A 14168-nucleotide genomic window follows, 5' to 3' on the forward strand; every position below is an offset into this window, starting at 1 on the left:
GAGCGCTGAAGAGAGGAGGGCCGGCCATTCCACTCTCTCACACCAGAGCATGGGCCCGCCTCGAGAGGGATCCGGCAAGATCTAGGGGGTCATTGGGATCCCAGCCTCCATCCGGCTCAGGGCCAGGCTCATCTTGTCCAGCCACTGCAAAAGGTTCTCCAGTTGCTGCGCCGCCGGCACCATCCCCAGCCCTCGCACCGTCACCTTGCCCGGTTGGTAGACAAAGCGAGGCTGCAGGTGAGTGGGCAGAGCCTCTTTCAGGCGATTCCAAGCCGGCTCCTCCATGGGGGTTTCCAAAAGCACATGCTCTTTGGCCGGTTTGATGCGGGAAAAGCCCAGCGTGCGGGCCAGGATCTTCAGCTCCATCACCCGCAGCAGCTCCTGGGTAGGCTTGGGCAGGGGGCCAAAGCGGTCTTGCCATTCCTGGGCAATTTGCAACAGCTCGACCCGAGAGCCAGCAGCGGCCAGTTGTCGATAAGCCTGCATCTTTTGATCTTCGTCGGGGATATAGCTTTGCGGGATCATGGCGGTAACATTCAGGTCGATTTGCGTGTCCTCCACCTGCGGGATCTCCTGGCCGCGAATTTCTCGAATGGCTTCTTGCAGCATTTCCAGGTAAAGATCGAAGCCCACCGCATTGACTTGCCCGGATTGTTCCGTTCCCAGCAGGTTGCCAATGCCACGAATTTCCATATCCCGCATTGCCAACTGATAGCCGGATCCCAGTTGGGTAAATTCCTGAATGGCCTGTAGGCGTTTGCGGGCCTCCTCGGTGAGGATCCCGTCTTCTCGGTAAAACAGCCAAGCATGGGCTTGGATCCCAGCCCGGCCCACCCGCCCCCGCAGCTGGTATAGCTGAGCCAATCCAAACTCCTGAGCATTTTCAATCAAAATGGTGTTGACGCGGGGAATATCCAAACCGGATTCGATAATCGTCGTGCAGACCAGGATATCGATTTCCCCATTGTTAAAAGCCAGCATCGTTGCCTCTAGCTCCCCTTCCGGCATCTGCCCGTGGGCAATGGCAATGCGAGCACCGGGCACCCACTCCCGCAATTTGGCACTGGTTTCTTCGATGCCTTCAATGCGGTTGACGACATAGAAGACTTGACCGCCGCGATCCAACTCTTGGCGGATAGCCGTGCGGATGACTTCGGGGTTGTAGGGAGAAAGGTGAGTTTTGATAGGCCGGCGGGAAGGAGGCGGAGTTTGGATCAAGCTCATTTCCCGCAAACCCGACAAGGCCATATACAGAGTGCGGGGAATAGGGGTGGCGGTGAGGGTGAGTACATCCACCTGGGTTTTGAGAAGTTTGATTTTCTCTTTTTGGTTGACGCCAAAGCGCTGCTCTTCGTCAATAACCAAAAGGCCTAAATCCCGAAATTGCACATCCTTGCCCAAAAGCTGGTGGGTGCCCACCACAACATCCAGTTCGCCACTCTTGAGACGGGATAGGATTTCTTTTTTCTCCTCCGAGGTGCGGAAGCGGTTGAGCAGCCCCACTTGAATAGGATAGGGAGCGAAGCGCTCTTTTAAGGTGTGATAATGCTGCTGGGTGAGAATGGTGGTCGGCGCCAAAAGAGCCACTTGCTTGCCGGCGGTTACGGCCTTGAAAATGGCGCGGATTGCCACCTCTGTTTTGCCAAAGCCCACGTCCCCACACAGCAGCCGATCCATAGGGCGTGGAGATTCCATATCCCGCTTGATCTCCTGGACAGCTCGGAGTTGATCCGGCGTCAGGGGATAGGGGAAAGAATCTTCCAGCTCCTGTTGCCAAGGAGAATCGGGCGGGAAGGCATAGCCCTCCTGTTCGGCGCGTTTGGCATAGAGCTGCAGCAGGTCAAAGGCCACTTTTCGCAGGCTCTTTTTCACCTTCTGTTTGGTCTTTTCCCAGGTGCTGCCGGACATCTTGTGCAGGGCAGGTGGTCCATCCCCGCTGGCGCGGTAGCGGGAAAGGGAGTTGACCTGGTCGGCAGCCACCCGCAACAGGCCATCGCTGTATTGAATAACCAGGTACTCGCGGGTTTCGCCCCCAATGGTGAGGCTTTCTAAGCGCAGAAACTGGCCAATGCCATGGGCCTTGTGAACGACAAAATCCCCTGGCTTGAGCAGGTTGGGATCCACCTGGCGGGAGCTGGCCTGGCGGCGCTTGCGCACATAGGTGGGGGTGGCCAGGCTGTGTTGGCCGAAAAACTCGCGGTCGGTGAGCACCACCCACCCCAAGGTGGGCAGGAGAACCCCCTCCAGCTCGGCCAGGCCGGAATACTTGAGGGCCACTGGGGTGTAGGACTGCAGCTGGCGCTCGATGGCCGGGAAGTCTTTGGGATTGGGCACGTACTGGGCGGGGCAGTCGTGTTCCTGCAGCAGAGCTACGGTGCGGGAGGGCTGGGCAGAGAGGATCCACACCTGCAACTGCTGCTTGCGGTACTCGCGCAGGGTTTTGGCCAGGGATCCAAACTGGTGGGGAGCAGTAGGCACAGGCCGGCTTTTTAGGTCAAGGGCAGCTTCGGCTTCGCCAGCAGGGGCAAAGGTGCGGGCCAACAGGCAGGGGAAGGGATCCCAGTCGGGAGCATGGAGATCGAAGGGGCGGTGAAAGGGCTGCAGAGCCGGCTCCGCAACCTGGGCCTGTTTCCACTGTTCTTGGGCGTGGTAGAGCCACTGCCGGCTGTGGGCTTGGCACTGCTCCGGCTCGTCGATCAGGATGAGGGTGGTGGGATCCAGATAGCTGAGCAGATTGGCGGGAGGGGTGTAGAGCAGGCCGAGAAAACGGCGCAAGCCCTCCGGGGGGGTGGGCGACTGCTCCAACTGCTGCCGTAGGCCCTGGGAGAGCTGATCGGCTTTTTCCTGCAGAGCGGGCCAGAGGATGGGTCCGTAGCCAGTGGGGGTCAGCCAGACGTAGGGGATCCCATCTTGGGAGCGCTGGCTGACTGGGTCAAACTCCCGCAGTCGCTCCAGCTCGTTGCCAAACCACTCTAGGCGCACCGGCCATTCGCAGGCCACCGGGAAAACGTCGAGAATATCGCCTCTCTGGCTCCACTCCCCTTCGCTTTCCACCAGGCTTACCCGCCGATAGCCCAGACGAGCCAACTGCTGCCCCAACTGCTGCGGCGACATCTCCAGGCCGGGTTCCAGCTTGAGGCAAAAGGCCCGCAACACCTCTGGAGGGGGAAGGTGGGGTTGGAGGGCCCGCTCCGTGGCTACAATGGCCATGTCCTTCCTGCCCTGGAGACCATCGGCCAGCACCTGAAACTGACCCCACACCAGCTCCGGTTCCAGGTCAAAAGGTTCGTAGGGGGAAGCCTCTGAAGTAGGGTAGAGCTGCACACTCTCCCAGCCCATGCCCTCCAATTGCGCTGTCCACCGGCCCGCTTCTTCCAGCGTGGCAGTGACCACCAGCAGGGATCTTCCCTCCTGCTGGGCCAAAGCCGAGGCGATCAACCCCTTGGCAATCCGCCCTGCCCCCTGCAGATTTGCCCGTCGCTGCGATCTCAAGCAGGCGGCCAGCTCTTGAATCAAGCCGGACTGGCCTAGAAAGCGCACCAGCGGAATAAACGACATCTTCCACCCCACCCTGCAAACTGGGATCCCAATTCTGGCAGGCTCCGGGGACAATCAGCAGCCGTCTGCTGGCGCTGTAGACGGGAAGTCGCCCCTTGCTGGGAATTGCTCCTCGATCTATTGGGACAACAGTTTTGTTGTTTAAAGACGAAGAAAACCAGAACCCTATGTCAATGGCCTGCCAGTTTTTGGCCGCTAGGTTCACAGAGGGCTTTTTGCTTTGTAGTCCAAATTACAAAAAAAGGTCTATATCTCACAGAATCCTAAAATTAACCTTTAGAGTCGGACGGCTTGTCGATTGTCTTAGCCAAGATTCGATGTTAGAAGGAACCACAAAGCGCGGCTTTCCCGGCCTCATCTGATGTCTGCTAGTCAGCAAGATGTTTTTCATGCAAGAGATGTAGCTGTATCAATTGCAGCAGATGTTGTCGGAAAAAGCTGCATGAATCAATCCACCTAAACTTGGTACAAATTATGTTTCTAGACACCGTCGCGCTTTCTCGGCTACAATTTGCCCTCACGGCTATTTTTCACATGTTGTGGCCGGTCTTAACAACAGGAATGGCCATTTATCTTGTTGTGATTGAGGGGCTTTGGCTAAAAACCCGCAACCTAGATTACTATCGTCACGCTCGTTTCTGGTCAAAACTCTATGTGTTGAACTTTGGCATTGGCGTGGCCTCAGGCTTGCCGATGGCTTTTCAGTTTGGCATGAACTGGGCACCTTTTTCCGAAGCAGTGGGGGACTTCTTTGGAACCATCCTGGGGTTTGAAGGCACAATGGCCTTCATGCTGGAGGCCAGCTTTTTGGGGATCATGCTGTTCGGCTGGGAGCGCGTCCCGCCGGTGATTCACTGGATCTCGACGATCCTGGTGGCCTTTGGCGCCAACCTCTCCACCTTTTGGATCCTGACGGCCAACTCTTGGCTGCAGACGCCGGCAGGTGGCGTGTTCGTCGATGGGAAATTTGTGGTGCGGGACTACCTGCAAGCTATTGTCAACCCCTTCATGGTCAACAGCTTTCTGCACATGTTTTTTGCCACCTTGGAAACCTCTTTGTTTGTTATCGGTGGCATCAGTGCCTGGTACATTCTCAAGCGGCGGCACAGCGAGTTCTTCTCCCGCTCCCTCAAAGTGGTCTTGGCAATGACCCTGGTGGTCGCCCCTTTGCAGGTGTTCGTCGGCCATCTGAGCGCGGAGCAAGTCTATCGCTATCAGCCGGCCAAGCTGGCGGCCATGGAGGCCCAGTGGGAGACGATCCCTGCCGGCGAGCGGGCAGACTGGAGCCTGTTGGCTGTGCCCAACGACCGCGAAGAGCGCAACGAGTGGGAGGTGAAGATCCCTGGCGCGCTGGGCTATCTGCTGGAGTTCAAACCCAGGCTGGATCGACCCATTCAAGGGCTCAAAAGCTGGGATCCCCAAAATCGTCCCCACATGGTTGGCCTCATCTACTACTCCTTTAGGACAATGGTGGCCATTGGCCTCCTCCTAGCCGGGCTTGTCGGAGTTACCCTTGTGCAATGGCTGAGGGGCAAGCTCTCAGTGGAGGCCCTTTCTCAGCAAAAGTGGCTGATGAGAGCTTGGATCTTCGCAGCACCCCTGGGATACATCGCCGTTGAAACCGGTTGGATCGTCCGCTGTGTGGGTCGGCAGCCCTGGATTGTGTATGGACAACTGCGCACGGTGGAATCGGTTTCGCCCCTGCCGGCAGGAGAAGTGCTATTTTCTCTGGTTGGCCTGACCGCATTGTACACTGTGTTCTTCGTTGCCGCTCTCTACTTTGGCAGCCGCATCATCCGCGAAGGGCCAAACCTGGAGTTGCCCGCCCCTGTCCCGGCAACGCAGCCGGTGATCGTGGTCGAGCCTGCCCGCCACGAGCCAGATCGCCGTCCTGCAGAAGCTCGGTAGCAGCAGTTTGGTAGCCATCTAACTGGTGACTCCAAGTAGCAACAGGGCAACGTAGCAGGCCCATTCCCCACAGCAGTGAAACCCTTCGCTACGTCAACTCCCAACTTCCCTTCCCTAGAGGGAGAGGGACTGGGGATCGCCATCGGGAACTGTCTCGCACTGGTCAGAAATACTCAAAGCAGAGGGAACAGCGATGGAATCTTTTGAGCCTTTACAGCGGTTTCTGCCCCAGGTTTGGTTTTTTATCCTGGGCCTATTCCTATTCCTCTACGTCTTGCTGGACGGTTTTGACTTGGGGGTCGGCATCCTATCCCTGACGGCCTCCAGCGAGACCCGGCGCAGCATCCTCATGACCAGCTTGGGCAATGTTTGGGATGCCAACGAGACGTGGCTGGTGTTGATGGGGGGATCCCTATTTGGATCTTTTCCTCTCGCCTACGCCACCATTCTCAATGCCCTCTACATACCCTTGGTGATCATGGTGGTGGGCCTGATCTTGCGGGCCGTTTCCTTCGAGTTTCGGGAAAACGCCGACAACAAGTTGGTGTGGAACCTGGCCTTTGGAGTGGGCAGCTTTTTGGCAGCCTTGGGCCAGGGATTTGCCTTGGGCAGCGTCTTCGAAGGGATCCGCGTGGACGAAGCCGGCCACTTTGCCGGCAGCCCCTGGGATTGGCTGACCTGGCGCTCCCTGCTGGTAGCTCTTACCCTCATCCAGGGGTATGTCTTGATCGGCTCGGCCTACTTGATTGTGAAAACCACCGGGGAACTCCAAAAAACCTACTACAGGACGGCAACCATCGCCACCTGGACCACCCTGCTTGGGGCGCTGTTTATCACTGTCAGCACGCCCATCATGTCCGAGCAGGCGCGATCCCAGCTCTTCTCGCCTCCCCTTTTCTACATCTTTGCCGCCATTCCGGCGCTGGGGCTTTTGTTTGTGGCGTTGTTGCTGAGCAGCCTGCGCCGGCGGGAAGAAAATAGCGTTTTGGTTTACACTTTTTTGATCTTTGCGCTTTCTTTTATCGGCTTGGGGTTCATGGTCTTCCCCAACATCATCCCCCCCAGCGTCACCATCTACGAAGCGGCAGCCTCCCCCAGCTCGCTGGTGTTTATGCTCACCTTTATTGGCTTTCTGATCCCGGTTATCTTGTCCTACAACATCTACAACTACGTGGTGTTCCGGGGCAAGATCGTGGTGCAGGAAGTGGCGGCGGAAGAGGCCAAAGTTCCAGAGGCAGTTTAAGCTGGCCTGAGGATGCAGCAATAACCCCGCCCGGTGATGGGCGGGGCAATTTTTTAGGTGCAATCGAACGTCTACAGAGAAAGGCTGATACATTTACGCTGAACACTGCTGAGCATTACTGCTCAACGGTGAAGCGATAGCATTCTGTCCGTTTCCGTTGTCACTACGCGACGCTGACGCGACCGCGTCAGCGGGACGGAGTCCGAACAGAAAGGCGGTATCCCGCAAAGCTCTGAGCATAACACCCAGAGCGCCTTGCCAATCTCGTGGTAGCCTGTGGTTGCACTTGGGGCATGTGAACACCTTTGCGCCACCTAACTTAGTGTGGATGTGCCCGCACTTAGTACAGGTTTTGCTGGTGTACGCTTCCGATACTTCCACGACGACCACGTTTTTCTTCTTGGCTTGAAACTTCAGGAACTGCTTGAACCGGTAGTGCGCCCAGGTGAGCATCGCCCTTGCCGTCTTGCTACCAAACTTCCTCCCTGCCTTGGCAACCATCTTGGCTGACTCGAAAGTGGGGAGGAATATCAATCGGTAGTTATCCGTTAGGAACGCCGCTACCTTGCGATGGCACTCGTCCACCAAGTTCCTGATTCTCTCCCGCAGACGAAACGCCGCTTGCCGCATTCGCCTACGCTTGAGTCTCGGTGCTCTGCTCAGCCTAGATTGCAGATCGTCTAGGTGGTAGCACAGCCGAGTGATTCTACCAAAGTCTCCCTTGGCGATATCTACGAAGCCCGCTCTCACTCTCTCTTGAGCCATTGCCGGATCTGCTCGGCAGCTACATCGCGACCTCCCAACCCAAAAGCCAACGCCACCGCCACGGCAATCGCCCCCAGAACCAGACCAAAAGCCAACACCACAATGTCGGTGGCCACGCCCATCTGCTGCAGGGCCATGGCGCCAACAAAAACCAAGATAGCCACCCGCGCCGCCCGGGCCAGTACCCCTGAGGAAGGGCTACCCAAGCTCTTGATCATAGAGTGGGCCAAATTGGCCAAATAAAGACCGATCCCAAACACCAGGGCGCCGATGAGCACCCGACCGGAAATCAGCAACAGCCCCTGCACAATGTCGGTTAGGGCGGCAAACTGCAGCAACTCCACTGCCGGCACCGCCCCAAACAAGACCACGCCTACCCAGACCACCAAGCCGGCGATCTCGGAGGGAGTGCGACGTTTGGCAGCGGGATCCCCTTCAGGCTCAGGAGCAGCAGGTAGGGGCAAGCCCAGCCCCGCGACCAGACGGTCAAAACCCACCGCCTGCAGCAACTGGGTTACCAAGCTGGCCAAAAATTGCCCCAGCAAGTAAAAGACGGCCAGGATCAAAGCGGATCCCGCGATCATGGGAATGGCCCGCAACACCTGCTCCAGCATCGCCACCGCCGGATCGGAGATGGCCCGAATTTCCAAGGCATTCAGCGCCGCAATCACCGCCGGGATCAACACCAAGACATACACCACCGTCCCGACGATCTGGGCCAACTGGGGAACGCCAAAGCGTGCCCCCAACCGATTTGCCCCTGCTGCCACCAACAAATTGGAGACGATCCCACGCACGATGCGGGCCAAAAACCAGCCCACCACACCGATGATCAGCGCCCCCAAAATCCGCGGCACCATCGACAGCAACTGATCCAGCAGGTTTTGCACCGGCTGCAGCGGCCCCTGCAGGTTCAGGGTATCCAGGATGATCGGCAAAAAGAACAGCAGAATCAGCCAGTAAAGGGCATTGCCCAAAGTTTCATTCAGTAGGAAAGGGGTGACCTCTGTACCTCCCTCTTGGCCGGTTGGGGTTCCTTCTGCACCTGCCTCACCGGCAGCGCTTTCCTGCTGTAGAGGCCGGGCCAACTGCTCATCGAGGTTGAAACGCCGCAGCCCCTGGATGACTGCCAGCCGGGCAACTGTAGCCACCGCCCAGCCCACAGCCAGCAGCACCAGCGCCCCACCCACCCGTGGCAGATAAACGAAGATTTCCCCCAAAAACCTGTTGAGCGGATCGGAGACAGCTTGAAGCTGCAGGGCATTCAGTACCGCCACCAACACAAAAGCAAGAATCACCCAGTAGACGGCAGCGGCCACCCAGCGCTCCGTTTGGGGCAGCTTCTCGCCGGGCTTTTGGCCCAAAACCCAAGCAGCCAAGCGATTGTCCAGTTGCGTCCTTTTGAGCAGTCCTCTAACGCCGAAGGCTACCGCCGTGGCCACTATCCAACCCAGAATTAAGATGGCAATCGCCGCAAGGAGATTGGGCATAAAATCGATAAGCCTAGACCAAAGACTGACGACAAAAGAGATGGCCTCATCTCCAATGGTGTTTCCAGAGATGTCCATAATGATCCTCACAGCTTGAAAATGCTCAGGATGGACAGATAACAAGTGTAGGTTAGCCTGAAGTGTTTTTTCAGGCAAGCTGGCCAGAGGGGGGATACGATATGAAAAATATATATTGAAGCAGAAATGTTGGATCTCGAAATAAAACTTTACATCTTATTAGCCCAAGGACTCCAGCCGTAAGTTGAAGCTCTGATCGGCCACCAAACGGCAAGGATCGAATTCAAGGTGTTGATATCGCAGGCTATAGCTTTTCCCCACCGAGCAGGAGCTCCGTGATCAAGTCAGCGTCTCCGTTGCACGGTAGATGCGCCTGCATTGGCTAGAGCCAATGTTGCCGGAAGGAGCTGTGTCGAGCAGTTTGCATCCACAAAACGAGAGCACTTTGATGATCTATAAAAGAATCAAATACGCAATCGGCACCCGGTCAATGTGTTGTATTGCATTGTATCGCCCGCAGCCTTGATATTCTTAGCCCATTGGCTTGCTTGTTGTCTGGCTTGAGGTGTATCCCGAAAAACGTTCACAGCCCTTCAATTTATATACAATTGACGCTTTTCTAAATCGGTTTCTTCCAATACACCAGCGCATCTTCTCCGTTGTAATACCCCTTGCGACGTCCCAGCCGTTGAAACCCTGCCGATTCGTACAGGCGGATTGCCGCTTGATTGGAAGCCTTTACCTCCAGAGTAGCCCAGCGGCAGCCTGCTGCTCTCGCTTGGTTCAGCAGTTCTTCCAGAATCCGCCGGCCCAAGCCCTGTCGTCGGTACTCGGGATCCACCGCCAAGGAGATGATATGTGCTTCTTCTTCAATACGCCAGAGAATGCCGAAGCCCACCAGCTCTTTTGTCGTCTGCGTCGGCGAGGTGGGGCCTGGAGAGGGAAGGGGGAACTCGGCTCGGCCCGAGCCACACGGGGCACCAACGGCAACGGGTTCCGCCACTACCCCAATCACCGTGCTTGTGGGTCGTTCCAGCTCCGCTCGATATCCCTGTTCTCCCCAGTATCCCCCATAGCACCGCCGATCCAGCTCCAGCAGTTGGGGCAGGGCGGTGATGTCCAACAGCTGCAGCCGATAACTCGTACTGCTCATAGTGGCCTAGTCCCGCAATTCGCAGAATTCCGCCAACAACAACTGCCCCAAGGGATCGTCATCGGGAGCCGCGTAGGGCAAGGCTCTGCGGCTGATGCTCAAGATGTTGCCCCCCGATTGGGGATGGTGCTCTGCACCGCTTTCGCGAACAGGCTTGAATTCGTAGTCGATCCCTTCGGTGAAGCCGGCTTCCTGTAGGTAGTCTTGGGCGGCTTTGAGGATCCCTTCTCGCAGTTGCGCTTTGACCGCAGGGGCCATGAGGTGGCGAACAAACCACTGGGCGCTGGCGGGATCCACCTCGGCCAGGTATTGGAGGGCAGGGGTCAACACGGCGGGGCGCTCTTGGGGGGAGAGGCGGTTGACCTGCTGGGCTACCGCGGGCACATCCCGCCGTTGCATGGCCTGGATCAGGGCTTGTGTGGCTGGAGAAAATGAGGGATCCTGCGCTTGGCTCATGGCTGGGGGTACCAGAGGGATTCGAGGGTGCGGACAAGGGCTGCTGCTTCGAAAGGAGAGGGAGCAGTCGGCAGACAGACGGTCACATGGCCCAGTTTCCGCCCTGGGCGGGCAGGGGTTTTGTGGTACCAATGCACCGTGGCATTGGGGAGCTGGGCCAGGCGCTGCCGCTTTTCTGCGTAATCGCCGGTGGAATGCTCATAGCCCAAGAGGTTCACCATCACTGCCCCCCCACACTTGAGGGAGGGATCCCCCAAGGGCAGGCCGAGGATGGCCCGCAGGTGTTGCTCGAATTGTGAGGTGCGGCAGGCTTCTAGGGTGTAGTGGCCGGAATTGTGGACCCGCGGCGAGATTTCGTTGATCCAGATCCCGGCCTTGGGGTGGGGCGGCGGCACCCAGAACAGCTCGATGCCAAACACGCCAACTGCACCCAATTTTTCCATCAGATCGGCTGCCAAGCGCCGGATCTCGGCCTCGGTGGTTGGGGGGATGCGGGCAGGCACCAGGACATGGCGGCAGATTTGCTCAATCTGCACAGTTTCCACCACCGGATAAACCCGGATCTCTCCCTTCAGCCCCCGCGCTACCATCACCGCCAGCTCCCGCTCGAACGGGATCCATTCCTCCAGCAATAGCGGGATCCCCTCAGATTGGCTAAGGGCCTGCTGCAAAGCCGCTCGCTCGTGCAAGATGCGGGTGCCCTGCCCATCGTAGCCCTGCCGCCGTCGCTTGAGCACCACCGGAAAGCCCAGTCCAGCCAGGTCTGCCGAATCCAACACCGCCTCCAGCGGAAAAAAAGTCGGCACCAGCAACCCCAACCGCGCCAGGAACTGCCGTTGGTGCAACTTGTCCAGCAGCGGCTCTAGCGTGCTGAGGCTGGGACGAAAGCGGGATCCCTCCGGATCCAGTTTTTTCAGCTCCGGCAGAGGGATAAACTCGTTTTCAAAAGTAACCACCGGGCAGCGCTCCAACAACTGGGCCGTGGCCTGGCTGTCGGCTGTGGATCCCCAAACCACCCCATCGGCCACTGCCACCGCCGGATCGGTGGGAGCAGCAGCCTGCACCACCAGCGGGATCCCCATCTGGCGAGCTGCCAAGGCCAACATCTGCGCCAACTGCCCGCCGCCAATCACCCCCACAGGTTGGGATCTCTGGTCTTTTGAGGATACCTGGGTTTCCACAGCCGTACCGTTATACTGGGTGGTGGGCCGCTGTCCATTGCTTCTTGGATCCAGAACCCCATTATGGGACCCCTTGCCCTCCAGCGCTAGGAGAAAAACGGTGGAACCCTCTCAACCCTCTGAGCTGAGAGCTCTAATCAACCGGGCTTTGGCGGACAAAGTCTTGACTCGCGCCGAGCAACAGCAGATTCTCAGTGCCGTCATGGCCGATCAAGAAATTTCCCCAGAAGAGCACGAACTGCTGGAATCGATTGTGGAGCGCCTGAACAGCGGCGAGATCCGCGCCGTCGATTAAACCCTGTCTTCAGGTTGAGATTGCCCTCAAGACTTTGGAGAACTAGACTCCAGTCTGTCCTCGAACGCCGGGTATTCTGCTTGTATCCTTGGGCTCATCCCGTCGGGTGGATCGCCTAGAATAATCCACAACCCACCTCTTTCTGCTGCCATGAGTTCTCGCTCTTCAGATTGGTTCACGCGGGCTCGCCACATTTTTTACGGCACAGCCACCGCTCTGGTGGAGATCCTGCAAGACCCGGAAAAGCGCACCGAAAACCTCAACCGCCTTTCGATGGACTTGGGACAACTGGCGGCGGAGCTGGAGCAAAAGGGAGAGTTGATCGAGCAGGAGGCAGTTCGTTACGTTGAGAGTCTCAGGGATCCAGCCGCCAACGCCCCCTCGGCAAGTCCTGACTCTGAAGCGCCTGTCGAGAATGCTCCCCCGACACCAGCTTCCTCCCCCAACAAGCCGGCTATCTCCAGAGAAGAGATGGCTGAGTTGATGGAGCTGATCCATCAGATTGAGTCCTTGCGCCTGGATTTGGAGCGGTTGCGCACCTCGTCCTGAGTCCTGTGCGGTTCGATATCCTCACCCTTTTCCCCGAATTTTTCGAAACGCCGCTGCGCATTGGGCTGGTGGGCAAAGCCCTACAGCAGGGGATCGCCGAAGTCCACTGCACTAACCCACGAGACTTCGCCACCGACAAGCACCGCCGTGTCGATGATGAGCCCTACGGGGGTGGGGTGGGCATGGTGCTCAAGCCAGAGCCTTTCTTCGCTGCTGTCGCCTCCCTGCCCCGGTTGGATCCCTGCGAGATCATTCTGCTGACGCCCCAGGGGCAACCGCTAAACCAGGCGCTGCTGCAGGAGCTGGCCCAGAAGGCGCAGCTGATCCTGCTGTGTGGCCAGTACGAGGGCTTTGACGAACGCATCCGCCAATACCTGGCCACCCGCGAGGTGTCGCTGGGGGATTTTGTCCTAACGGGGGGGGAAATTCCGGCGCTGGCCCTGATCAACGGCGTGGTGAGGCTCTTGCCGGGCACTGTGGGCAAGGTAGACTCGTTAAAGAGCGAAAGCTTCCAGGCGGGGCTGTTGGACTATCCTCAATACACCCGCCCGGCAGAGTTTCAGGGGCACAAGGTGCCGCCGGTACTCCTCTCAGGCGACCATCAAGCCATTGCCCGTTGGCGTCTGCAGCAGCAGCTGGTTCGAACCTGGCAAAGGCGGCCAGACCTGTTGGCCAAGCGCCCCTTGACCGCCGAAGAGCAGCAGTTGTTGGTAGAGGGGCTGGCGGAGCAGCACCCTCGTGTAAACGAAGCGGAGAAATAAATCATGCTCGGCAAGCTTCTCAACCGTCTCCTGAATCCATCGCTTGTCTCCTGGCGTGGGATCCCCTCGCCCCCAGTGCTGCTTCTGGTGGGAATGGCCTTGAGCTCGGTTCTGAGCGGTTCTGGGGTGGCCCTGGCCCAAAGCGGAAGTGTCAACGATGCCATTCGCCGCGACAGCAATCCCCCTCTGTTGGATGGCACCAGCATCAACGTCAACGATCTCTTCCGGGCTGCCGACTTCCTCTCCCGCCAGAATGCTGCTTCCCGCTGGGACGGCAAGGCCAGCGTTGATGCTGCTGTGGAGCAATTTAACCAATCCCGCCGCCGCTCCCTCCCGCTTTCTCCCGGTTCCTTGGCACCTGAGCCCACCCCCACTCCCTAAGGTTGGATCCCATTCCCGGTAAATCTGTTAGGATCGCAAAGCCGATCCCGTGCCTGCTGAAATGCGGTACGCCGTTTTCGGGATCCATTAGGAGAACACCGCCGTGGTTAAGAGCACCCCCTCCAGCAAAACCGATACGGAGCAGCGTTTGGATCCCGCCAGCCGGGGCCACTCCAAAGACAGTTCCACCGCACCCAAAGGGATCCTGGGTTTTATTCAAGAGACCCGCACAGAATTAAGCAAGATTGTTTGGCCGAGCCGCCGGCAATTGATCGGCGAGTCGGTAGGGGTCTTACTGATTGTGTTGGCTTTTGCTTCCTTCATCTACCTGGTCGATCAAGTGTTTGCTTGGGTAGCCACTCAGCTGTTCTTGTGATGTTCTGTCCTGAGGGGCAAGAGAGTCATGTTCA

General features: G+C 58.0%; 12 protein-coding genes and 1 pseudogene. 7 read left to right on the top strand and 6 right to left on the bottom strand.

Annotated elements, in window-relative coordinates; translation table 11 throughout:
- Nucleotides 1-81 precede the first annotated feature (81 nt).
- Nucleotides 82-3558, bottom strand: a complete 3477-nt coding sequence (gene mfd / locus ACVWZU_RS01505; RefSeq protein WP_457442989.1) for a transcription-repair coupling factor — start codon at nucleotides 3556-3558, stop codon at nucleotides 82-84.
- 474 nt (nucleotides 3559-4032) lie between these two features.
- On the opposite strand from mfd, the gene ACVWZU_RS01510 reads away from it, so the two are divergent.
- Nucleotides 4033-5466, top strand: a complete 1434-nt coding sequence (locus ACVWZU_RS01510) for a cytochrome ubiquinol oxidase subunit I (protein WP_457403576.1) — start codon at nucleotides 4033-4035, stop codon at nucleotides 5464-5466.
- A 193-nt stretch (nucleotides 5467-5659) separates the two neighbouring features.
- The gene (gene cydB, locus ACVWZU_RS01515; RefSeq protein ID WP_457442991.1) at nucleotides 5660-6709 is read left to right on the top strand and encodes a cytochrome d ubiquinol oxidase subunit II; all 1050 of its coding nucleotides are present in this window, start codon (nucleotides 5660-5662) and stop codon (nucleotides 6707-6709) included.
- A gap of 93 nt (nucleotides 6710-6802) precedes the next feature.
- On the opposite strand, the pseudogene ACVWZU_RS01520 reads toward cydB, so the two are convergent.
- The 5 genes and pseudogenes from ACVWZU_RS01520 to ACVWZU_RS01540 all read right to left on the bottom strand — a co-directional run.
- Nucleotides 6803-7453, bottom strand: a pseudogene (locus tag ACVWZU_RS01520) (zinc ribbon domain-containing protein); the annotation flags it as partial.
- 2 nt (nucleotides 7454-7455) lie between these two features.
- Nucleotides 7456-9042 carry a mechanosensitive ion channel gene (locus ACVWZU_RS01525; RefSeq protein ID WP_457442993.1) on the bottom strand — a complete coding sequence of 529 codons (1587 nt, stop codon included), beginning with the start codon at nucleotides 9040-9042 and terminating at the stop codon, nucleotides 7456-7458.
- 559 nt (nucleotides 9043-9601) lie between these two features.
- Nucleotides 9602-10135: a ribosomal protein S18-alanine N-acetyltransferase gene (rimI, locus tag ACVWZU_RS01530; protein WP_457384917.1), complete on the bottom strand. Its 534-nt coding sequence runs from the start codon at nucleotides 10133-10135 to the stop codon at nucleotides 9602-9604.
- A 6-nt stretch (nucleotides 10136-10141) separates the two neighbouring features.
- A complete protein-coding gene (locus ACVWZU_RS01535; RefSeq protein ID WP_457442995.1) occupies nucleotides 10142-10591 on the bottom strand; it encodes a hypothetical protein in 450 nt (149 codons plus the stop codon).
- Nucleotides 10588-11730, bottom strand: a complete 1143-nt coding sequence (locus ACVWZU_RS01540; RefSeq protein ID WP_457442997.1) for a 5-(carboxyamino)imidazole ribonucleotide synthase — start codon at nucleotides 11728-11730, stop codon at nucleotides 10588-10590. Before ACVWZU_RS01540 ends, ACVWZU_RS01535 begins: the two co-directional genes overlap by 4 nt.
- A 142-nt stretch (nucleotides 11731-11872) precedes the next feature.
- On the opposite strand from ACVWZU_RS01540, the gene ACVWZU_RS01545 reads away from it, so the two are divergent.
- From ACVWZU_RS01545 to secE, 5 genes are all read left to right on the top strand, one after another.
- Nucleotides 11873-12067 (top strand): hypothetical protein, encoded by a 195-nt coding sequence (locus ACVWZU_RS01545; protein WP_414329471.1) that lies wholly within the window; start codon nucleotides 11873-11875, stop codon nucleotides 12065-12067.
- Between the two features lie 150 nt (nucleotides 12068-12217).
- Nucleotides 12218-12616: a hypothetical protein gene (locus ACVWZU_RS01550; RefSeq protein ID WP_414355814.1), complete on the top strand. Its 399-nt coding sequence runs from the start codon at nucleotides 12218-12220 to the stop codon at nucleotides 12614-12616.
- A 5-nt stretch (nucleotides 12617-12621) separates the two neighbouring features.
- Nucleotides 12622-13377, top strand: a complete 756-nt coding sequence (gene trmD / locus ACVWZU_RS01555) for a tRNA (guanosine(37)-N1)-methyltransferase TrmD (protein ID WP_414424411.1) — start codon at nucleotides 12622-12624, stop codon at nucleotides 13375-13377.
- A gap of 3 nt (nucleotides 13378-13380) precedes the next feature.
- Complete coding sequence (locus ACVWZU_RS01560; RefSeq protein ID WP_457442999.1) at nucleotides 13381-13758, top strand: hypothetical protein; 378 nt, start codon at nucleotides 13381-13383, stop codon at nucleotides 13756-13758.
- A gap of 103 nt (nucleotides 13759-13861) precedes the next feature.
- Entirely contained in the window at nucleotides 13862-14134 is a 273-nt protein-coding gene (gene secE / locus ACVWZU_RS01565) for a preprotein translocase subunit SecE (protein WP_414329112.1), read from the top strand.
- Nucleotides 14135-14168: the final 34 nt, after the last annotated feature.

It is taken from the genome of Thermostichus sp. MS-CIW-26, assembly GCF_054059115.1.

Excerpts from the sequence above, each read along its gene's own strand:
- ACVWZU_RS01535 (WP_457442995.1), bottom strand. The coding sequence starts at position 10,591 with ATGAGCCAAGCGCAGGATCCCTCATTTTCTCCAGCCACACAAGCCCTG.
- rimI (WP_457384917.1), bottom strand. The coding sequence starts at position 10,135 with ATGAGCAGTACGAGTTATCGGCTGCAGCTGTTGGACATCACCGCCCTG.
- mfd (WP_457442989.1), bottom strand. The coding sequence starts at position 3,558 with ATGTCGTTTATTCCGCTGGTGCGCTTTCTAGGCCAGTCCGGCTTGATT.
- ACVWZU_RS01550 (WP_414355814.1), top strand. The coding sequence starts at position 12,218 with ATGAGTTCTCGCTCTTCAGATTGGTTCACGCGGGCTCGCCACATTTTT.
- cydB (WP_457442991.1), top strand. The coding sequence starts at position 5,660 with ATGGAATCTTTTGAGCCTTTACAGCGGTTTCTGCCCCAGGTTTGGTTT.
- ACVWZU_RS01525 (WP_457442993.1), bottom strand. The coding sequence starts at position 9,042 with ATGGACATCTCTGGAAACACCATTGGAGATGAGGCCATCTCTTTTGTC.
- ACVWZU_RS01510 (WP_457403576.1), top strand. The coding sequence starts at position 4,033 with ATGTTTCTAGACACCGTCGCGCTTTCTCGGCTACAATTTGCCCTCACG.
- ACVWZU_RS01560 (WP_457442999.1), top strand. The coding sequence starts at position 13,381 with ATGCTCGGCAAGCTTCTCAACCGTCTCCTGAATCCATCGCTTGTCTCC.